General features: G+C 70.1%; 17 protein-coding genes. 13 read left to right on the top strand and 4 right to left on the bottom strand.

Translation table 11 applies throughout. From position 1 onward, the window contains the following. Positions 1-17 precede the first annotated feature (17 nt). Genes ACLBWJ_RS13500 through ACLBWJ_RS13485 form a run of 4 tightly spaced genes read left to right on the top strand, consistent with a single transcriptional unit; the run spans position 18 to position 3761 of the window. Positions 18-989, top strand: coding sequence for a carbohydrate ABC transporter permease (locus ACLBWJ_RS13500; protein ID WP_112617233.1), 972 nt, complete (start codon positions 18-20; stop codon positions 987-989). Beyond that, positions 989-1900 (top strand): carbohydrate ABC transporter permease, encoded by a 912-nt coding sequence (locus tag ACLBWJ_RS13495; RefSeq protein ID WP_112617566.1) that lies wholly within the window; start codon positions 989-991, stop codon positions 1898-1900. Before ACLBWJ_RS13500 ends, ACLBWJ_RS13495 begins: the two co-directional genes overlap by 1 nt. Beyond that, positions 1897-2676, top strand: a complete 780-nt coding sequence (locus tag ACLBWJ_RS13490; RefSeq protein WP_274178763.1) for a ThuA domain-containing protein — start codon at positions 1897-1899, stop codon at positions 2674-2676. Before ACLBWJ_RS13495 ends, ACLBWJ_RS13490 begins: the two co-directional genes overlap by 4 nt. Next, positions 2673-3761 carry a Gfo/Idh/MocA family protein gene (locus ACLBWJ_RS13485; protein WP_447660539.1) on the top strand — a complete coding sequence of 363 codons (1089 nt, stop codon included), beginning with the start codon at positions 2673-2675 and terminating at the stop codon, positions 3759-3761. Before ACLBWJ_RS13490 ends, ACLBWJ_RS13485 begins: the two co-directional genes overlap by 4 nt. A gap of 143 nt (positions 3762-3904) precedes the next feature. Here the strand turns inward: ACLBWJ_RS13485 and ACLBWJ_RS13480 are convergent, their stop codons facing one another. The 3 genes from ACLBWJ_RS13480 to ACLBWJ_RS13470 form a co-directional block, all read right to left on the bottom strand. Further along, on the bottom strand, positions 3905-5341 hold the full coding sequence (locus ACLBWJ_RS13480) for a DUF222 domain-containing protein (protein ID WP_447660538.1): 1437 nt from the start codon (positions 5339-5341) through the stop codon (positions 3905-3907). Between the two features lie 102 nt (positions 5342-5443). Further along, positions 5444-6706, bottom strand: a complete 1263-nt coding sequence (locus ACLBWJ_RS13475) for a glycoside hydrolase family 27 protein (protein ID WP_447660537.1) — start codon at positions 6704-6706, stop codon at positions 5444-5446. Positions 6707-6741: 35 nt separating this feature from the next. Further along, positions 6742-8979, bottom strand: a complete 2238-nt coding sequence (locus ACLBWJ_RS13470) for an alpha-galactosidase (RefSeq protein ID WP_354450158.1) — start codon at positions 8977-8979, stop codon at positions 6742-6744. A gap of 76 nt (positions 8980-9055) precedes the next feature. Between ACLBWJ_RS13470 and ACLBWJ_RS13465 the strand changes: the two genes are divergently transcribed. Further along, the gene (locus ACLBWJ_RS13465) at positions 9056-10879 is read left to right on the top strand and encodes a beta-L-arabinofuranosidase domain-containing protein (RefSeq protein ID WP_354450160.1); all 1824 of its coding nucleotides are present in this window, start codon (positions 9056-9058) and stop codon (positions 10877-10879) included. 22 nt (positions 10880-10901) lie between these two features. Here ACLBWJ_RS13465 and ACLBWJ_RS13460 read toward each other — a convergent pair whose 3' ends face one another. Then, on the bottom strand, positions 10902-11918 hold the full coding sequence (locus ACLBWJ_RS13460) for a LacI family DNA-binding transcriptional regulator (RefSeq protein ID WP_354450162.1): 1017 nt from the start codon (positions 11916-11918) through the stop codon (positions 10902-10904). 91 nt (positions 11919-12009) lie between these two features. Here ACLBWJ_RS13460 and ACLBWJ_RS13455 point away from each other — a divergent pair, with 91 nt between their 5' ends. Genes ACLBWJ_RS13455 through ACLBWJ_RS13420 form a run of 8 tightly spaced genes read left to right on the top strand, consistent with a single transcriptional unit; the run spans position 12010 to position 19262 of the window. Further along, the gene (locus ACLBWJ_RS13455) at positions 12010-13194 is read left to right on the top strand and encodes a Gfo/Idh/MocA family protein (RefSeq protein WP_354450164.1); all 1185 of its coding nucleotides are present in this window, start codon (positions 12010-12012) and stop codon (positions 13192-13194) included. After that, positions 13191-13898, top strand: coding sequence for a ThuA domain-containing protein (locus tag ACLBWJ_RS13450; RefSeq protein WP_274178756.1), 708 nt, complete (start codon positions 13191-13193; stop codon positions 13896-13898). The genes ACLBWJ_RS13455 and ACLBWJ_RS13450 overlap by 4 nt, the downstream gene beginning before the upstream one ends. Beyond that, positions 13871-14965 (top strand): Gfo/Idh/MocA family protein, encoded by a 1095-nt coding sequence (locus tag ACLBWJ_RS13445; RefSeq protein WP_274178755.1) that lies wholly within the window; start codon positions 13871-13873, stop codon positions 14963-14965. Before ACLBWJ_RS13450 ends, ACLBWJ_RS13445 begins: the two co-directional genes overlap by 28 nt. After that, positions 14962-16479 carry an alpha-N-arabinofuranosidase gene (locus ACLBWJ_RS13440; protein ID WP_354450167.1) on the top strand — a complete coding sequence of 506 codons (1518 nt, stop codon included), beginning with the start codon at positions 14962-14964 and terminating at the stop codon, positions 16477-16479. The genes ACLBWJ_RS13445 and ACLBWJ_RS13440 overlap by 4 nt, the downstream gene beginning before the upstream one ends. Before the next feature lie 42 nt (positions 16480-16521). Continuing rightward, entirely contained in the window at positions 16522-17442 is a 921-nt protein-coding gene (gene truB, locus ACLBWJ_RS13435; protein ID WP_354450169.1) for a tRNA pseudouridine(55) synthase TruB, read from the top strand. Continuing rightward, positions 17439-17807, top strand: coding sequence for a hypothetical protein (locus ACLBWJ_RS13430; RefSeq protein ID WP_274178752.1), 369 nt, complete (start codon positions 17439-17441; stop codon positions 17805-17807). Before truB ends, ACLBWJ_RS13430 begins: the two co-directional genes overlap by 4 nt. Before the next feature lie 34 nt (positions 17808-17841). Next, positions 17842-18294, top strand: a complete 453-nt coding sequence (locus ACLBWJ_RS13425) for a hypothetical protein (RefSeq protein ID WP_112617219.1) — start codon at positions 17842-17844, stop codon at positions 18292-18294. Further along, complete coding sequence (locus ACLBWJ_RS13420) at positions 18291-19262, top strand: bifunctional riboflavin kinase/FAD synthetase (protein ID WP_447660666.1); 972 nt, start codon at positions 18291-18293, stop codon at positions 19260-19262. The genes ACLBWJ_RS13425 and ACLBWJ_RS13420 overlap by 4 nt, the downstream gene beginning before the upstream one ends. Positions 19263-19272 lie beyond the last annotated feature (10 nt).

The following is a 19272-nucleotide window of genomic DNA, read 5'->3' as shown; positions in this document are numbered from 1 at the left end:
CTCATCGAGGACGCATCATGACCGCGACAGCCACCGCCACCGCCATCACCATCGACAAGAAGACCGCTCGGCGCGAGCGTCCGCCGAGACGCGCCATCCGCCAGCCGCTCGCGGAGCGCATCGCGCCGTACATCTACATCGCCCCGTTCTTCGTGATCTTCCTGATCTTCGGGCTGTTCCCCCTGCTGTTCACGTTCTACGTGGCCTTATTCGACTGGAACCCGATCGGGGAGCAGACGTTCGTCGGTCTGGCGAACTTCGAGCGGCTCGTCCAGGACTCCCGGTTCTGGAACGCGTTCGTGAACACCTTCGGGATCTTCCTCATCTCCACGATCCCGCAGCTGCTGCTGGCGCTCGGCCTCGCGCACCTGCTGAACCACGCCACCCTCAAGATGGCGAACTTCTTCCGCATGGCGCTGCTGGTGCCCTACATCACCTCGGTCGCCGCGACCGCCCTCGTCTTCGCTCAGATCTTCGACAAGAACTTCGGGCTCATCAATTGGGTGCTCGACCTCTTCGGCATCCCGGCGGTGAACTTCCTGTCGTCTCAGGTCGGCTCGTGGATCGTCATCTCGTCGATGGTGATGTGGCGATGGTTCGGATACAACACGCTGCTCTACCTCGCCGGGCTGCAGGCGCTCCCGCGCGAAATGTACGAAGCGGCCTCGGTCGACGGCGCGTCCGGCTGGCAGCAGTTCATCCACCTGACGATCCCGTCGCTGCGGCCCATCATCATCTTCACCGTCATCATGTCGACCATCGGCGGGCTGCAGATCTTCACGGAGCCCCTGCTGGTGGCTCCCGAGTCGGGGCTGACCTGCGGCGGCGGGCGACAGTGTCAGACCCTCGCGCTGTTCCTCTACGAGCAGGGCTTCGGCCAGTTCGAGTTCGGCTACGGTTCGGCGATCGGTGTCGCCCTCTTCGTCGTGGTCGTCGTGGTCTCGGCGATCAACTTCTTCCTGACCACCCGCACCCGAAAGGCCCGATGATGTCCGACGCCGTCGACACAGCTGTGCCGCGTCCCCTCGATCCGACCGCGCTGAGCGCGCCCCGCAAGCGTCCGCGGCGCGGAGGCGGGCGCGTCGGCCGCGTGCCCTGGCCGGTCTACGTGCTGCTCGGGATCGCGGTCGTGATCAGCGTCTTCCCGCTGTACTACATGTTCGTGATCGCGTCGGTGGGTGCCTCCGCGGTCACCTCGATCCCGCCGCGCTTCTACCCGGGGCTCAACTTCTTCGACATCGCGACGAAGGTGTTCGACACGGTGCCGTTCTTCCAGTCGCTGCTGAACAGCGCGATCGTCTCGCTCTCGATCGCCGTCATCGCATCACTGCTGTGCGCGCTCGCCGGTTTCGCCTTCGCGAAGCTGCAGTTCCGGGGCCGGAACGCGCTCTTCGTCATCGTGCTGCTCACCATGACGGTGCCCGCTCAGCTGAGCGTCATCCCGCAGTACCTGATCATCTCGTGGCTGGACTGGGTCGACACCCTGCAAGCGATCATCGTCCCGGGGCTCGCCAGCGCGTTCGGCATCTTCTGGATGCGGCAGCACATGGCGACCACCCTCAACGACGAGCTCATGCACGCGGCCCGCATCGACGGGGCGAACAGCTGGCAGATCTTCTGGCGCATAGGGTTCCCGGTCGTGCGGCCGGCGGCCTTCGTGCTCGGCCTCATCACGTTCACCTCGGTGTGGAACGACTTCATGTGGCCGTTCATCGTGCTGAAGTCGCCCGAGCTGTTCACGGTGCAGATCGCCCTGAAGCAGCTGCAGGCGAACCGGTCGATCGACCTGGCGCTGACGATGGGCGGGTCGTTCCTGGCAACCTTGCCGCTGCTCATCGTCTTCTTCGTCGTCGGGCGCCGCATGGTGGCGGGCATCATGGACGGGGCGTTCAAGGGGTGACGGGCACGACATCCACCCCCATCCGCGTGCTGGTGTGGGGCGAGAACCATCACGAGAAGCATCACGACATCCCGCGCGCCCTCTATCCCGAAACGATGCACGGGACCATCGCCGCGGGCCTGCGGCGACTGCTCGGCGACGCTGCCGTCGTCGAGACGGCGACGCTCGACGATCCGGAGCACGGGCTGAGCGAGGAGCGCCTCGCGCAGACGGATGTGCTGTTCTGGTGGGGGCACCTCCTGCACGACGAGGTCGACGACGTCGTGGTCGAGCGGGTCCATCGGCACGTGCTCGGCGGGCTCGGTTTCGTGGCGCTGCATTCGGCGCACTTCTCGAGGATCTTCATCCGTCTCATGGGGACGACCTGCGCGCTGCGCTGGCGGCAGGCGCATGACCGGGAGCTCGTGTGGACGGTCTCGCCGTCGCATCCGATCGCCGCCGGCGTGCCGCAGCCGATCGTCATCCCCGAGCAGGAGATGTACGGCGAGTTCTTCGACGTGCCGCAGCCGGACGAGCTCGTCTTCGTCTCGAACTTCTCGGGCGGCGAGGTGTTCCGCTCGGGCATGACGTTCTTCCGCGGTCACGGGCGGGTGTTCTACTTCTCGCCGGGTGACCAGGACTATCCCGTCTACCATCAGCCCGAGATCCAGCTCGTCCTCGCGAACGCGGCGCGATGGGCTCGGAACGACCGCCCCCGCGCCGCCGCCCGTCTGGCGATGCATCGCACGGGGGAGTGGGACGTTCCGCGGGAGTGGGACGGCGAGGAGCAGTCGTGACGGGGCGCGCCCGTCGTGTCGTCATCGTCGGGGCGGGAGCGATGGGGAAGGCGTGGATCGACACGGCCGCTCGTCGTCCTGATCTCGAGATCGTCGGGCTCGTCGACATCGTCGCCGACGCCGCGCGGGCCGCGGCAGTCGAGCGGGGACTCGATGTCCCGAGCTTCGGCTCGGTCGATGATGCGCTCGACGCCTTCGACGTCAACCTGGTCGTCAACGTCACGATCCCGCAGGCGCATCTCGAGGTGAGCGCCGCGGCGCTGCGGGCGGGTGTTCCCGTCCTGAGCGAGAAGCCGGTGACGCCGACTGTGGCCGAGGCGCTGCTGCTGTCCGCCGTCAGCGCGTCGACCGGGACCCTGATGGCGACGAGTCAGTCGCGTCGGCACTCCCGCGGGATCCGGGCGTTCCGCGACGCCCTGGCCAGCCTCGGCGGGGCCGAGCAGCTCGACGTCCGCTTCTTCCAGAACCCCCGGTTCGGAGGTTTCCGAGACGAGATGCCGTCGCCGCTGCTCATGGACATGGCGATCCACCAGTTCGACCAAGCCCGGTACCTGCTCTCGAGTGAACCCGTGTCGGTCTTCTGCGAGGAGTTCTCGCCGAGCTGGAGCTGGTATCGCGGCGCCGCCGCGGCCGAGGCGATCTTCCGCTTCGCCGATGGGCGCCGGTTCTCGTACTCCGGCAGCTGGTGCGCCGACGGTCTGACGACCTCGTGGAACGGCGACTGGCGGGGAAACGCTGCCCATGGATCCGCTGCCTGGGACGGAGAGACCGACGTCGTGATCCAGCCACGTGAGGGCGGCGCGCAGGCTGCTGTGCTGGCGGACGGGGCCGAGGGGCTGGATGCCGCCCTCGCCGAGTTCGTCGCAGCCCTCGACGGCGGTCCGGTGCCGTCCGGCGAGATCACGCGCAACATCGGCAGCCTAGCCATGGTCGAGGCTGCCGTGGCGTCCGCGGCCGCCGGCGTCCCGGTCAGGTTCGACGACCTGTTCGAGCGGGCATCGGCGCGCGCCGCGGAGCTCGCTCGCGTCGGTGGCTTCGATGACGCCGTCGGCAGACTCGGGATCGACCCGCGCCGCGCGTCCTGACGGTCAGCCGAACGCGAGCAGACGCGTGTCGTCTTCCGGCGGTGCGGCCGGCGGCCGCGGGCATGATGGACGGCGCTCTCACGGTGTGACGGGCACGGCAACCACCCCCTCCCGCGGGCTGGTTCAGGGCGAAGACGATCCCGTCAGAACGGCGGAGCGGACCCCCGAGGCGCGTCGGGTCGCCCCAGTGATCGTGGTGGGGGAAACGCTCCGGGTGGTGCTTGATCGCCTCGGCGATCGGTTGGCTCGTCGATGGTGAAGGCGACGAGTGGTGGGGGTGCGTCTTCGCGGTAGACCCGCCCGGTAGGTGAGGTCCACACGAGCCGCCCACCCGGGAGTTGTCGGACATGCCATCGGGTGTGGTGTTTGACGTCGTGGTGTCTCTTGCAGAGGTTGGCGAGGTTGCACACGTGCGTGCCCCCGCCCTCGGATGCGGCGATCGTGTGGTCGAGTTCGCAACGGATGGCGGGTTGCCGGCATCCGGGAAACCGGCAGTGCCGATCCCTCGCCCGTAGAAGTCGCACCATGGCGGCGGTGGGGCGGTAGCTGTCGCACTCGAGCACGGTTCCGGTGACGGGGTCGGTGAGCAGCCGGTCCCACGAGGTCGCGTTGCCCGCGAGCTCGCGTGCGGTCGCGGCATCGATGGGGGAGCGGCCGGCTAGATCGGCCGGCCCCTCGTCCTGACCCATCAGCGTCAACGCCGACACGGCAACCTGCACGTGTGCCCGGATCGCCCCGAGCGTTCCGTCGCCGTCACCGGTGCCAGTCGGGTCGAGGGCCGGCGCCCCCGCGAGGAGGAGGTCACTGAACACGTCGGCGCGGACCTGGTCGATGGTGCGGGCATCGTCGACGAACGACGACCCGTCGCGAATCGTCCTGTCGGCATCGGGTGAGCCGCCGTTCGCGTCGGCTCGAGTGTCAGGCGTGCCAGGCGCATCAGCCTGCTGCCGCGCGTTGATGATCTCCCGGGCCTGACGGGTGAGCCGGTCGACGATCCCGTCGGCGATCACCGTCGGCAAGGTCGCGATCAGGTCCGACATCCCATCGGCGCCGGCCAGCACCCGCACGCACCGCCCGGCCGCGGCCTCCTCGTGCCTCTCGGTGAACGACCGCGGGTGCATCCGCTCGGCGATCATCCGCAACGCGTCGCGCACCCGGTTCGGGGTCTCGCCCTCGCACCGTTCGATCGCGACCCGTTCGAACTCTGCCCGTTCCTCCGCGGGCACGAGGCATCCCGTCTCCTGAATCACCCGCACGTGCCCGCGGACGATTCGCCCGGCTTCCCAGGCCGCCATCGTCACCGGATAGTTCTCCACCAGGTCTCGCGCCTCGTCGATGCGCCGCTGCAACGTCCGGTCGGTCGCGACGAAGACCCCGGCGAGCTCCGCCGCGATGCCACGCAGCGCCATCTCGCGCGCCTTGACCCGCTCCGCCGCCCCAGCCGCCTGCTTCTCGGCCAGCACGCCAGCTGCCGCGAGCACCCGAACCTCACGAATCTGCGCCAACCGCGCAGCATCCGCCGCCCCCTCCGCATCCGCGACCAGTTGAGCGAGGACGTCGACATCAGCGTCGCTGCCCATCCCGCCACTAAGCTCGCCGTTCGAATGCATGTTCTAATGTTGCCACGGGCCTCCGACATCGCCCGTGCCTTTCCACAGCCGGCCCGCTCCTCCTCCCGACGGTCAGCCGAAGACGAGCAGCCGTGTGCCGTGAGCCGGCACCGTCAGCGTGACGCGTCCGTCGGCGACCTCGACGCTCGTCCCGCTCCACACATCCGTGCACGAACCCGCCGTCCCCACGTCCCCGAGCCCGAGCCCGAGCCCGAGCCCGAGCCCGAGGTCGGCGAGGTGGACGACGAGCTCCTGCTCATCGTCGCCGAGCCAGAACACCGCACGGTACTCGCGCGCGCCCACGCGCGCGCTCCAAATGACCAGATGTCCGTCGCGCACGATCTCGCGCGACTCCTCGCCGTCGCGCAGCGCGAGGACGCCGGGATTACGCAGCAGCGCGAGCGTCTCTGGCGGAGTGTCGGGCAGGTGGCCGCCCATCATGAGCGGTGAGCGCATCATGCTCCACAGCGTCATGACGGTGCGCTGCTCGTCGACCGACAGGCGGCTGAGACGGTCTTCGCCGACGTGTCCGCGCACGCCGATGCGTCCGAAAGGGAGCATGTCGGCATCCGCCCACGCACCGCGCCGCTGGAACGGCGCCCAGCGGGCGGCGCGCTGGAACTGTTCGACCACGTGCGCCCAGTCATCCCAGAAGTCGTCCGAGATCCGCCACATCTGGCCGTGTTCGCGCAGCGTCTCGAGGTGCGCGAGCGACAGTCGCTTGCCGGGCGACAGGCTCAGAACCATCGCCCGTCCCGACCGATCGATTGCGCGCGAGATCGCTGCGATCTCGGCGGTCTCGACGGGCGGGTAGAGCACATCGTCGAGCTTCACGAAGTCGACGCCCCAGGCGGCCAGTTGCGCCATGACCGAGTCGTAGTACTCCTGCGCACCGGGTGCCGTCATATCGACGCCGTAGTTGTCGGGGTTCCACACGCAGACGTTCGAGCGGTCGGCGATCGAGTCGCACGTCGCGTCGGGGCGGCCCGAGACGGGCAGAGCCGCATCCGCTGCGGCGCGCGGGACGCCCCGCATGAGGTGCACCCCGAAGCGCAGGCCGAGTTCGTGGACGCGGTCGGCGAGCGGCTGGAAGCTCCCGTCCGCCGCGGAGGGGAAGCGTCCCGGCGCGGGGAGCGGCCGGCCCCAGGCATCCAGCAGCGGCCGAGAGACCTCGCGATAGTCGTGCGCCCCCGGATCGGGTTCGTACCACTGGATGTCGACGACGATCGTGTCCCAGCCGAACGCGAGCAGGTGCTCCGCGACGTATTCGGCGTTCGCCAGCACCTCGGTCTCCGTCACGGACGACCCGAAGCAGTCCCAGCTGTTCCACCCCATCGGGGGACGGGATGCCGCGGCCCGGCGCTCGCCGATCACGGCGCTGCCACCGCCGCGAGGTGAACGACCGCCGCGCGGTCGGGGTGGAACGTGGGGAACTCCAGCCCCACCCGTGCGAGCACGGTACCCGCGATGACCGGGCCGTCACCCACACGCTCGCCGCCACCGCCACCGCCACCGTCACCGTCACCGCCGAGCTCGGGGCTCTCCCGAAGCCACGCCGGAACCTGCCAGGGCGGTCCGAACGAGTCCGAGCCGCTCACCGACACCCGGTAGCTGCGGTCGGTCGACAAGCCGGGGAACCGCACACGGGCGATCGTGTCGGCCGAGGTCGTCGGCGTGACGATCGTGAAGAGCGCCTCCGACCCGTCGGGCGCGACCACGCCGCGCACCTGCGGAGCCGCGGCGTCGAGCTCACCCGAGCCGACGGTGCGCCCCGTCGCGATGAGGTGGCGGTGCCGGCGGTATCGTGCGATCCAGTCGCCGAGGACGCGCCGGTCGTGCTCGTCGAGATCGCGGATGTCCCACTCGATGCCGAAGTGGCCGAGGAAGGCGACTGCGCACCGGAACTGCAGGTCATGCGCGCGTCCCGTGACGCTCGACACGGGGGAGGCGACGTGCGATCCCATCATCTCCGGCGGCACCAGGAGTCCCGTCCAGCGCAGGATGCCGAAACGGTCGTGGGGGTCGTGGCTGTCGGAGGGATGGATCCGGTCAGTCCGTTCGAGGATCCCCAGGTCGACCCGCCCGCCGCCGGAGGCGCAGCTCTCGATCTCGAGGTCGGGATGGCGACGGCGGAGCTCGTCGATGAGGCGGTACACCGCGAGGGTCTGCTCGTGAACGGCAGGGGTGCCCGAGGCGGGGTGCCCGGCCGCGATGAGGTCGCGGTTGTGGTCCCACTTGAGGTAGCTCACGCCGATGTCCTCGATGAGCCCGTCGAGCACGCCCAGGATGTGGTCGAAAGCGGCCGGATGCGTGAGGTCGAGCACCTGCTGGAACCGCTGGCGCGGCGGCAGCTCGGGCCCCGCCCGAAGGATCCACTCGGGGTGCGCACGGGCGAGATCGGAGTCCTCGTTGATCATCTCCGGCTCGACCCAGAGCCCGAACTCCATGCCGAGAGAGCGCACCTCGTCGGCCAGTGGGCGGAGGCCGTCGGGCCACGCAATCGGGTCGGGCGCCCAGTCGCCGAGCCCCGCGCGGTCGTCATTGCGCCCCCGGAACCAGCCGTCGTCGAGGACGTAGCGCTCGACGCCGAGCTCGGCGGCGCGGGCCGCCAGATCGACGAGCACGCGGTGGTCGTGGTCGAAATACACCGCCTCCCAGACGTTCATCGTCACGGGGCGGGGGCGGCGCGACGAACGCGAGCGCTCACGCAGGTAGGAGTGGAAGCGCGCCGCAGCGCCGTCGAGTCCGCGCCCGTAGCTGCCGAACACCCAGGGGCCGGTGTACTCCTCGCCGGGCGTCAGCCGGATCTCGCCGGGAAGGATCGACTCGCCGCCCCGAAAGTGCAGGCGCCCGTCGGTGCGCTCGATCGTGTGCTCGTGGTCGCCGCTGAATCCGACGTGTCCGATCCATACCTCGCCGGAGCCGGCGGAGAACCTCGGCGTGCCGACCGCCTGCACCAGCGTCGCGTCGAGACCGGTGCGGCCGCGCCGCGAGACGCGCGAGTGATCACCGCGGACGACCGGATGCCGCTGGGGCATGCGCTCGTGCCCCCATCGGCCGGTGAAGTCGAGCACCTCCTGCGCCCACGTCGGTATCGGAAGGGCGACGGCGAGGGACTGGATCTCGAGCGGTGCCGCCGCCTCGGTTGCGCCGGCGGTGTTCCGGACCCGAGCGCGGGAACGCACGAGGCCGTCTCGTGTGAGATCGATCTCTACACCGAGCTCAATCTCAGCAGCATCGTCGTGGAGGACCGCGTCGACCCGCCCCGCTCCGCCGGACGTCACGCCCGGTCCGGCCTCGGCGCCGTCGAGAGTCAGCGAGCGCAGCACGAACCGCGGCGCCCACCCCGAGCCGTCGCGATGTGCGGACAGCCCCGGGGCTCCGAACCACCCGCGGCTGTGCTCGGGCAGCACGCTCGCGCGGTACGGAACGTCGGAATCACCGGTCATCCCGTTCCGCTGCTCGGCCGCGACGAATGCGAGGAGGTCGGGCTCCGCCGACGTCACCGCCTCGCCCCAGTGGACGATCTCCGGCATCCCATCGTCCGCCGTTGCGATCACGACGGAGACGTCCTCGGCGTTGAGGTGGATCACGCGCATGGAATCCATGCTCCTATTCTGCTGACATCGCTCGGGCGGTACAGTCAGAGATCGATCTCAGCACATCGAAGGAGATGTCACAACCATGACCGCATCCGCCCTTGCGCCCGATGCCTCCCGGCTGCTCCCGGGAACCTATGATCGTCGTCGCCGCACCAATCGCACGTACCTCGTGTCGCTCGACGAGCACGCTCTCGTGCAGAACCACCGCATCGAAGCGGGCATCGGCGATCAGGCCTGGCACCTGAAGCCGTCCGTCACACCGGGCGTCGAGAACGGCTGGGCACGTCATTGGGGCTGGGAGACGCCCGGCGCACTCTTGCGGGGCCATTTCGTGGGGCACTGGATGTCGGCGGCCGCGCGCGAGATCGCCGTCACCGGCGATCCGGTGCTGCGGGGCAAGCTGGCCGTTGTCCTCGACGAGCTCGAAGCGTGCCAGGATGCCGGCGCGGGCTGGGTGTTCGGCATTCCGCAGACGTTCCTGCGCCGGCTCGCCGAGGGGCGCGAGGTGTGGGCGCCGCAGTACAACATCCACAAGACCTTCATGGGTCTGGTGGACGTGTACCGAGACCTCCGCGACGAGCGAGCCCTGCGCATCGCCCACCGCGCTGCGGCGCTGATCGCGGAGTGGGCGCGGGAGTTCGAGCGCGACGAGTTCCAGGCCATCCTCGAGGTCGAGACGGGCGGCATGCTCGAGGTGTGGGCAGACCTCCTCGAGGCCACCGGCGACGACATGTATCGCGAGCTCCTCGACCGATACGACCACCGGTCGCTCTTCGACGGTCTGCTGGCGGGCGAGGACATGCTGACCAACATGCACGCGAACACGACCATCCCGGAGGTGCTCGGTGCCGCGCGGGCCTTCGAGGTCACGGGTGAGGAGCGCTGGCGACGCATCGTCGAGGCGTACTGGGACTGGGCCGTCACACGACGCGGAACCTTCTGCACGGGCGGACAGACCTCGGGTGAGATCTGGACGCCGCCGTTCGCCTTCGCCGCGCGACGGGGCACGAAGACCCAGGAGCACTGCGCCGTCTACAACATGATCCGGCTGGCCGACGTGCTGTTCCGATGGACGGGCGAGGCGTCGTACCTCGACTACATCGAGGCCAACCTCGTCAACGGCATCCTGGCGCAGCAGCATCCCGGCACCGGCATGGTGAGCTACTTCCTGCCGCTGCAGAGCGGAGCGCGCAAGGAGTGGGGATCGCCCACCGAGGACTTCTGGTGCTGCCACGGCACGGTGGTGCAGGCGCACACGCGCCACTCGTCGCTGGCGGTGTACAGCGACGGCGAAGCCGTCACCGTCGCGCAGTACATCCCCGTCCGCGCCGACGTCGCCACGGCAGCAGGCCAGCTGGCCGTCGAGGTCCGCACGATCGACGACGCCCTCTACGTCGGTCCGGACGCGAACGCGGGCCCCGGCGGCCCGGCGCATCGGCCGCACGCCCTTCGGGTCTCGGTGGCGGTCGAGTCGCCGCCGACCGTTCGGGGCCGCGTCCGGATGCGTGTGCCCGCCTGGACCGCGGGCGAGGTGCACGTCCGGTCGGACATCGCCGTGGTGCGGCGCGGCAGCTTCGTGGAGATCGATCATCCCGGCGGGCGCACCGAGATCGAACTCGGTTTCGGATTCGAGCTGCGGACGGTGCCGATCCCGGATGAGCCCGAGACCGTCGCCTTCGTCGAGGGCGCCGTGGTGCTCGCGGGTCTCGTCGACCGTGAGACGCCGCTCATCGGCGACAGCTCCGACCCGGCGACGCTGCTGGCTGCCGACGACGAGAGGCAGTGGTCGCAGTGGCTCACGCGATACCGCAGTGTCGGCGGCTCGGCCGGCATCCGATTCGTGCCGCTGAACGAGATCGTCGACGAGCGCTACGCCGTGTACTTCCCGGTCGTCGCGCCCGCGTGAGCCCCGTCGGTGGCGGCCTCGGTCAGCGCGGACGGCCGGTCGAGCCGCGGGCCACGAGAACCGTCGGCAGCTCGACCACCTCGTCGGCGAGCTGCGCACCGCCCGCCATCTGAGCCAGGAGCGTGACCGCCGCAGCGGCCATCTCGCGGATGGGCTGACGGATCGTGGTGAGCGGCGGATGCAGCCACCGCGCGCCCCGCACATCGTCGTATCCCACGACGAGAACGTGGCGCCCCACCGCGAGCCCAGCCTCGGCGATCGCCCGGTAGGCGCCCGCGGCCATCTCATCGGAGCAGGCGAAGAGCCCGATGGGGCCCTCGCCGCCGAGGTCATCGAGCGCCGCGGCGCACGCTCGTCGCGCGTCCGCCGCACCCCAGTCCGCCGTCGTCAGGATGCGGGGCGCAGCCGGGGCCGTCTCGTCGAGCGTCGAGAGGAAGCCCTCGATCCGCGCACGGCCGTACCGGTACGACGGAGCCCCGCCGATGACGATGAAGCGCCGCGCGCCCTGCGCCAGCAGGTGCTCCGCCGCCGCCGAGCCGCCCGCGTGATCGGTGTTCCGCACGCTCGGCACGTGCTGGGTGGTCCCCGACGGAGGCTCGAGCAGGACGATGGGGATGCCCGCGCCCTGCACGACCTCCAGCTGGGCCGCGGTGGGCAGGATCAGACCGAGCACGACCCCCGCCGATCCCCGGGAGCGGATGCGGGCCGGCCAGTCATCGCCCGGATCGTCGCGCTCCGCGGTGAGGACGAGGTCGTAGCTCAGGCGCGAGGCCGCCGTGTGAGCCCCGGCGACGACCTCGTCGGTGTAGGGGTCATGGAAGTGCCCGAGAACCAGATCGAAGATGCGGGACGTCCCGCCGCGGGGCCGGCCGCGCGGTGTCCCGCTTCGCGTGTACCCGAGCCGCTCCGCCGTCTGCAGCACACGCGTGCGGGTCTCGGGCGACAGCTCGCCGCGGCCGCGGAGCGCCCGTGAGACGGTCGCGACGCTCACGCCCGCGGCCGTGGCGACGTCGGTGAGGCTCGGTCGGGAAGACGGCATTCGCCTATTTTGCGCAAAGCCCGACGTCCGCGTCGAGGGGCTGTGACATCGTGGTCCGCGATCACACGCACCGGTGCGGAGGGAGACGAGGATGTCGAGACGATTGCGCATCGCGATCATCGGGACCGGGTTCATGGGACGGATGCACGCGCACGCCTGGCGCACCGCTCCGCGGTTCTTCGATCTGCCGGTCGAACCGGAGGTGGTCGTGCTCGCGGGCAGCGACGCACAACGCGCGGCCGACGCCGCATCGCGGTTCGGCATCGCCGAGTCGAGCGACGACTGGCGAAGTGTCATCGCACGCGACGACATCGACGCCGTCGACATCTGCACCCCGGGCGACACCCACGCCGAGATCGCGCTCGCAGCCCTCGACGCCGGCCGTCACGTGCTGTGCGAGAAGCCGCTGGCCAACGACGTCACCGACGCCAACCGGATGACGGATGCCGCCGCCGCGGCGGCATCGCGCGGGGTCGTCGCGATGTGCGGGTTCAGCTACCGCCGCACGCCCGCCCTCGCTCTGGCGCGACGTCTGATCGAGGAGGGACGCATCGGCCGCATTCGGCACGTGCGCGCGCAGTACCTGCAGGACTGGCTCACCGACCCGGACGCGCCGTTCACCTGGCGTCTCGATCGCGGTCGCGCGGGATCGGGTGCGCTCGGCGACATCGGGGCGCACAGCATCGATGCCGCCCAGTGGCTCACCGGCGCGCGCATCACGAGCGTCTCCGGCACACTCCGCACCTTCGTCGACGAGCGCCCGGTCCTCGACGAGCGCGTCGGGCTCGGCGGCCGAGCCGGTGCCGGAGCCGCAACTGAACGCGTGACCGTCGACGACGCCGCGGCGTTCACCGCATCGTTCTCCGACGGCGCCCTCGGCATCTTCGAGGCCACGCGCATGGCCACGGGGCACCGCAACGCCAACCGCATCGAGATCAGCGGTGAACGCGGAGCCGTCGCCTTCGACTTCTCGCACCTGAACGACCTGCTCTTCGCCGACGCGACGCTCCCTGCCGGTGAGCAGGGGTTCCGCCGCATCGACGCGACCGAGCCCGAGCATCCCTATGCCGGAGCCTGGTGGCCGGCAGGACACGGACTCGGCTACGAGCACTTGTTCACCCACCAGAGCGTCGACTTCGTCCGCGCCGTCGCCGGTGAGATCGAAGCGCACCCGTCGTTCGCCGAGGCCGCGGGCGTGCAGCGCGTCCTCGCGGCGGTCGAGGAGAGCGCGGCATCCGACAGCAGAAGCATCCGAGTGGAAGGGGTCATCTCATGACCGCGAGACAGGCGCTCATCGTCCGAGGCGGCTGGGAGGGGCACAAACCCGTCGAGGCCACCAACCTCTTCGTGCCCTTCCTCGAAGAGAACGGCTTTGAGGTCCGCATCGAAGAGGACAATGAGGTCTACACCGACCGGGCGACGATGGAAAGCACCGACCTCATCGTCCAGTCCGTGACGATGTCGAAGATCTCACGCGAGGCCTTCGCCGGCCTGCGCGACGCGGTCGAGCGCGGAACGGGGCTGGCGGGCTGGCACGGCGGCATCGCCGACTCGTACCGCGACAACTCCGACTACCTGCAGCTCATCGGCGGCCAGTTCGCGACGCATCCCGCGAAGCACCCCGATGCCCGCGTCGGCGACGAGACCGACAACTACCTCTGCTACACCGTCGACCTCACCGACGCAGGTCGCCGCTCGGAGATCATGGCGGGCCTCGAGGACTTCACGCTCCGCACGGAGCAGTACTGGGTGCTCTCCGACGACCTCAACGACGTGCTCGCGACGACGACGCATCCCGTGCAGCCGTACCACCCGTGGCACCGCCCCATCACCTCGCCTGCCGTCTGGACGCGCGAGTGGGGACAGGGCCGCATCTTCGTCGCGACGCCGGGGCACAGCCTCGTCGTGCTGCGCGACGTCAACGTCCGCACCATCATCGAGAGGGGGATGCTGTGGGCGAGCCGCACGGCATCGGTGTAGTCGGCCTCGGGGTCATCTCGGGCCAGTATCTGGAGACGCTGGGCGATCACCCCGCCGTCCGTATCGTTGCGACGGCCGACCTCGACGTCGACCGCGCCCGGTCGGTCGCCGAGCGGTTCCCCGGAGCCCGCGCCCTATCGGTCGCCGAGCTCGTCGCCGACCCGGCGGTGCAGACCGTGGTCAACCTGACGATCCCCGCCGCTCACGGCGAGGTCGCGCGCGCGGCGCTCGCCGCGGGCAAGAACGTCTACGGCGAGAAACCGCTGGCCGCGACCTTCGACGAAGCGCTCGGGGTCATGGCCGGCGCGGCCAGCGCCTGGGTCGGCGGGGCCCCCGACACCGTGCTGGGGTCCGGTGTGCAGACCGCGCGAGCGGTCGTCGACGCCGGCGAGATCGGCCGACCGGTCGCGGCCGTCGCGACGTGGCTGTCGTCGGGCCACGAGGCCTGGCACCCGCATCCCGACTTCTACTATCGCGAAGGCGGCGGACCGCTCTACGACATGGGGCCGTACTACCTCACGGCGCTGTTCCACCTGCTGGGACCCGTCGTCAGCGTGTCGGGTGCTTCGTCGCGATCACGCGACGACCGCACGATCGGTTCGGGCCCGCGAGCGGGGGAGCGCATCCCCGTCGAGATCGACACGCATGTCACCGGCGTGCTCGAGCACGCCGGCGGCGCGGTCTCGACGGTCACCTTCAGCTTCGACGCCGCCGCAACCCACGCCGCACCGATCGAGGTGCACGGCGAGAGCGCATCGCTGACCCTGCCCGACCCCAACTTCTTCGACGGCGACGTGACCATGCGGCGACCCCGCGCGGAGGAGTGGACGGCCATCGCGCCGCGCGCGGGCTATCGAGGCGCGGGCCGCGGCATCGGGGTCCTCGACTTCGTACGCGGCGGCTCCGGCGCGGGGCGTGCGAGCGGTGAGGTCGCCCTGCACGTCCTGGAGATCATGAGCGCCCTCACGCGGTCGGCGCGAGAGGGACGCCGCATCACCCTGACCACGACCGCGGAGCGTCCTCCGCTGGTCCCGCTCACCGAGCACGAGCACTGGAGAACCACATGACCTCGTCCGCACGTGCGGTCATCGACCTCGACGTCGTCGGCGATCGCATCAGCCGGCACATCTACGGGCACTTCGCCGAGCATCTCGGACGCTGCATCTACGACGGCTTCTGGGTCGGCGAGGATTCGGCGATCCCCAACACCCGCGGCATCCGCACCGACGTCGTCGAGGCCCTCCGCGCGCTCGACATCCCGAACCTGCGCTGGCCGGGCGGTTGCTTCGCCGACACGTACCACTGGCGCGATGGCATCGGTCCGCGCGAGCAACGGCCGAAGATCGCCAACACGAACTGGGGCGACGTCGTCGAGAGCAACCACTTCGGAACCCACGAGTTCATGGATCTGTGCGACCTGCTCGGCACCGAGGCGTACGTCAACGGGAACGTCGGCAGCGGCACGGTGCAGGAGATGTCGGAGTGGGTCGAGTACCTCACGCGCGACGACGACAGCCCCATGGCGCGTCTGCGCCGCGAGAACGGTCGCGACGAGCCCTGGCGTGTGCCCTTCTGGGGCATCGGCAACGAGCCGTGGGGATGCGGCGGCAACCTGTCTCCCGAGTTCTACGCGGAAGAAGCGCGGCGCTACGCGACCTATTGCCACGACCACGGCGAGAACAGGTTGACGCTCATCGCCGCCGGCGCCAACGAGGACGACTTCGAGTGGACGCGGGTGCTCGTGAAGACGCTCGTCGAGTCGCACGCCGCGAACCTGTACGACAAGCATCCGTACCAGGCGATCTCGTTCCACTACTACACGCACACCGGATCGGGCATCAATCGCGAAGACGCGACGACCTTCACCGACGAGCAGTTCTACGACACGATGGCCTACGCCCGCGACTTCGAGCGGGTCGTCCGCGGACACGTCGCGGTCATGGACTCGTACGACCCCGAGAACCGGGTGAGCCTCGTCTGCGACGAGTGGGGCACGTGGTGGAACGCCGAAAAGGGCACGAACCCGGGCTTCCTGTTCCAACAGAACACGATCCGCGACGCGCTCGTCGCCGGCATTCATTTCGACATCTTCCACCGGTACGCGCGGCGCATCTCGATGGCGAACATCGCACAGACGGTGAACGTCTTGCAGGCGATGATCCTCACCGACGGCGAGAAGCTCGTTCTCACGCCGACCTACCACGTGTTCGAGATGAACAAGGGGCACCAGGACGCCCGTGCGCTCGCCGCCCACGTGCTCGACGCGCCCGCGACGACGGCGCGCGGGGGAGAGCTGCCGCTGGTGTCGATGTCGGCCTCGACGAAGGAGGGGGCGGCGCTCATCTCGCTCACCCACCTCTCGGTGGACGACGAGTGCGAGGTGCGCATCGACCTCCGCGGACGTGGCGCCCGCGTCGTGCGTGCCCGGGTGCTGGGAGCAGAGAGCGCGACGACGTACAACGACGCCGACGTGCCCGCTCGTGTCGAGCCGCGGCCCCTCGCGACCGCCCTCGACGGTGGCGAGCTCGTCGTGACGCTGCCGCCGCACTCCTTCGCGACCATCGAGCTGGCGCTGGACTGACCGCGGACGGGGCCGACGGGGCGTCACCGTAGGCTGGGAGACATGCCCGAACCCGCGCCCCGCGGCATCCTGCTCGTCGACAAGCCGGGCGGGATGACCAGTCATGACGTCGTCGCCCGAGCCCGTCGAGCCCTCGGCACCCGCAAGATCGGCCACGCCGGCACTCTGGATCCGATGGCGACGGGGCTGCTCGTCCTCGGTGTGGGGCCGGCGACCCGCCTGTTGACCTACATCGTGGGGCTCGACAAGACCTACGAGGCGACGATCCGCCTCGGCGTCTCGACCGATTCCGACGACGCCGACGGCACCGTGACGGAGCACGCGACGAACCAAGCCCTCGCCGCGGTCGACCGCGCCGGCATCGATCGCGGCATCGCGGCGCTCACCGGCGAGATCGACCAGGTACCGAGCCGGGTGTCGGCGATCAAGGTCGGCGGGAAGCGGGCGTACGACCTCGCTCGCGCGGGCGAAGAAGTCGAGCTGAAGGCGCGTCGCGTCACCGTCTCTCGCTTCGATGTGCGCGACGTCCGCGACGTCGTCCTGAACGATGTCGCGGGCGGATCCCGCGCGATCGACGTCGACGTCATCGTCGACTGCACGAGCGGTACCTACATCCGCGCCTTGGCCCGCGACCTGGGAGCAGATCTCGGCGTCGGCGGGCATCTGACGGCGCTCCGGCGCACCCGCATCGGACCTTTCGAGGTGTCGGATGCCGAGGCCGAGATCGCCCCGGACGCGACGCTGCTGCGCGACGCGGATGTCGCGGCCGCGGTGCTCGGCGCCTTCGAGGTGACCGCCGACGAGGCGCGCGACCTGCGCCACGGCAAGCGTCTCGTCGGAGCGGCGGCGCGCCTGTCGGCGCCGCACCCGGCGGCGATCGACCCCGATGGGCGACTGGTGGGGATCGTCGAGCGTCGCGGCGACGACGTCAAGAGCCTGATGAACATGGCGGAGGACGCATGATCACGGTCTTCACCATCGTTCAGGTGGCGGTGGCGGTCGCCGCCGGTCTGCTCTGTACCGTCCTCGGCCTCGCGAACCGCCGCCCGAGCGACCTCTCGGTCGGGTCGCTCGCCCTCGTCGAGGTGCTTCTCATCACCCAGGTCGTCGTCGCGATCATCGCCCCGCTCGCAGGCAACGCCCCTTCGGGCAGTCTCCTGGAGTTCTGGGTGTATCTCGTCTCGGCCGTCCTGCTGCCGCCTGCCGCTGTGTTCTGGGCGCTCATCGAACGCAGTCGCTGGAGCACCGTCATCCTCGGCGTCGCCGCCCTGTCGGTCGCGATCATGGTGTGGCGGATGCAGGTGATCTGGACGGTTCAGGTCGTCTGAAGCCATCCGCGCGACGCCTATCATTGGTGGGGTCATGGATCATCCCCGCCCTCGAATGACCGGCATCGGCCGCGTCCTCGTGGTCGTGTACGCCGTGATGGCGCTCGCCGCGACGGGACGCTCGTTCGTCCAGATCGTCGAGGACTTCTCCAACGCACCGCTCGCGTACTCACTGTCGGCGGCCGCGGCGCTGGTGTACGTGCTGGCGACCGTCGCGCTGGTGAAGTCGGGCTCGCGCACCTGGTACGCGATCGCGTGGGTCGCGATCTGCTTCGAGCTGGCCGGGGTGCTCGTCGTCGGCACGCTCAGCCTCGTGCTGCCCGACCTGTTCTCGCACGACGCCACCGTCTGGTCGGGCTACGGTTTCGGCTACTTCTGGGTTCCGCTCGCCCTGCCCTTCGTGGGGATCTGGTGGCTCGTGTCGCACCGCAACGGTGCCGGGGAGAGCAGCGAGCGCCCGGCCGTCCTGGAGGGATCGTCATGGTGACCGTGTACCGAGACCCCGCGGAGGTCCCCGCGGACTTCGGCCCGAGCGTCGTGGCCATCGGCAAGTTCGACGGCGTGCACTCCGGGCACCGCGCGGTCATCGACCGGGCCCGGGTGGATGCCGCCGCCCGCGGCGCGCGTGTCGTGGCGGTCACCTTCGACCGCAACCCGCTGAGCCTGCTGCGTCCGGAGCTCTGCCCCGAGCCGCTCGTCGCTCTGGATCAGAAGATCGGGCTCCTCGCGGCGGCCGGGGTGGATGCCGTCCTCGTGCTGCGGTTCGACGCCGAGCTCGCAGCGCTCTCGGCGCGTGACTTCGTCGAGAGCATCCTCGTTCGCGCGCTCGGTGCCGTCGGCGTCCTCGTCGGCGACGACTTCCGCTTCGGTCGAGGCGGCGAGGGCGATCCCGAGATGCTGGCCGCACTCGGGCGCGAGCACGGTTTCGATGTCGACGTCGTCACGGACGTCCGTGCCCGTGATGCCGGCCGGCGCGTCTCGTCGACGTGGGTGCGCGATCTGCTCGCGGCCGGCGATGTCGCCGGTGCCGCCCGCCTGCTCGGCCGCCCTCACGCGGTCGAGGCCGAGGTCGTCCACGGACTCAAGCGCGGCCGGGAACTCGGGTATCCGACCGCGAACCTCGCCACCGACGCCGCGGGCTTCATCCCGGCCGACGGTGTGTACGCCGGCTGGCTCGTCGACCTCGGGATGCCGGGTGCCGACGGCGCGATGCCGGCAAGTGTCATCCGGTATCCGGCGGCGATCTCGGTGGGCACCAATCCCACGTTCGACGACGTGCCGCAGCGACAGGTCGAGGCGTACGTGCTCGACGAGACGGATCTCGACCTCTACGGTCACCGCGTCGAGGTCCGCTTCACGGCCCGCATCCGCGGGATGGTCGCGTTCGCGGGTATCCCGGCGCTCATCGAGCAGATGGACGACGATGTCGTCCGCGTGCGCGAGGCCCTCGCCTGAGGCCAGCGCC

Source organism: Microbacterium sp. M4A5_1d (assembly GCF_053345465.1).
Note: the sequence above shows the minus strand (reverse complement) of the source record. Positions and strands in the feature narration are given on the sequence as shown.